The sequence below is a fragment of the Bacteroides sp. MSK.20.82 genome (assembly GCF_019052485.1).
In the GTDB taxonomy this organism is placed as follows: Bacteria; Bacteroidota; Bacteroidia; order Bacteroidales; family Bacteroidaceae; genus Bacteroides; species Bacteroides thetaiotaomicron.
Window position 1 is genome coordinate 1 of sequence record NZ_JAHQUN010000122.1, and the last position, 1,380, is coordinate 1,380.

The following is a 1,380-nucleotide window of genomic DNA, read 5'->3' on the forward strand; positions in this document are numbered from 1 at the left end:
CACATTTACATTTGCAGTATTAAATATCACAACAAAATATAAGTGTATATTTGAAAAGTAGAGTTGCAGTGAACTAACTTTGACACTAGTCTTAAATGACTATAGGCTGAATCAGACTGCAACTCTCTTAATAGGAGAACCTAGCCAGTTAGAATTGTAGGCTCACGACCTAATAAATGTATTAGCTGTTTCTCCTTCATGTTTAATACTGTAAATACAAAGTTATGAATTATTCTCATTTTGTAGGTCTTGATGTAGGAAAAAAAACTTTCGATGCATCATTAATGTCCGCAGACGAAAAAGAGTTGTCTCACAAGTCTTTTGATAACACTCCAACTGGGATCCAATCTTTATTGGATTGGATAGCTGGTTATCATCTCTCTTTATCCAAACTCTTGTTCTGTGCTGAAAACATGGGAAGTTATGTCACAGAGTTATCTGTTTCCAGTGTCTCCATGGGATTTTCCCTGGCTTTGGTTTGCCCGTTGACCATCAAGAAGTCCATAGGCTTGCAACGAGGCAAAAATGACCGCATTGACGCCAAAAGAATAGCGAACTATGCGGTATTACACTATCGAAAACTGGAGTTATACAAATTGCCTGACAAAGACTTGGTGAGACTGCGGGGATGGATTATTATACGTGACAATTTGGTCAAGCAAAAAGTATCAAGCATAAAGTTATTGGAAACATTCTCCTGGATGGCTAAGTTGGCTGATGTGACAGAATCCATTTCTTTTTTGGAAGAGCAGCTCAAGTCGATAAAAGAAAGAATCCTGGAGGTGGAAGAGGATATGGAGCAACTAATAGCCGCCAGTACATCGCTTTACACAAACTACTTGCTATTAAGAAGTATAAAAGGAATAGGAATTATCAATGCCATTGTATTACTGTGTGTTACTGACAATTTTCAAAGATTTGACAACCCGAGGAAATTTGCCTGCTATTGTGGGGTCGCCCCATTTGAACATACTTCAGGTATTTCCATACGGGGAAAAACGCAGACTTCTTCATTGGCTAACAAAGAAGTAAAAGTATACCTTACCCGGGCAGCTATTACTGCCATCTCTTGGGATCCGCAGATGAAAGCATACTATAAAAGGAAAATAGCAGAGGGGAAACATAAAGCATCTGTAATCAATGCTGTAAGAGCCAAAATCATAGCAAGGTCTTTTGCTGTGATACGAAGGCAGACTCCATTTGTAACATTAGCCGTATAATAAAAAGGTCCTTAACTTCGAAAATATCTTAGGTTTAGGAAGTAGCTATACACTTCTGAAGAGTAGGTATGTCTATATACAAACTTACCCAAGGATACGTTAATGTTCGTAAACTTGGGTAAGATTTTATAGATATTGTTTGGAGAGGACTTAGAATTCA

General features: G+C 37.8%; 1 protein-coding gene. It reads left to right on the forward strand.

Annotated elements, in window-relative coordinates; genetic code table 11:
• The first annotated feature begins 224 nt into the window (after window positions 1–224).
• On the forward strand, window positions 225–1,220 hold the full coding sequence (locus tag KTR07_RS28085; protein ID WP_005941495.1) for an IS110 family transposase: 996 nt from the start codon (window positions 225–227) through the stop codon (window positions 1,218–1,220).
• The last annotated feature ends 160 nt before the right edge of the window (window positions 1,221–1,380 follow it).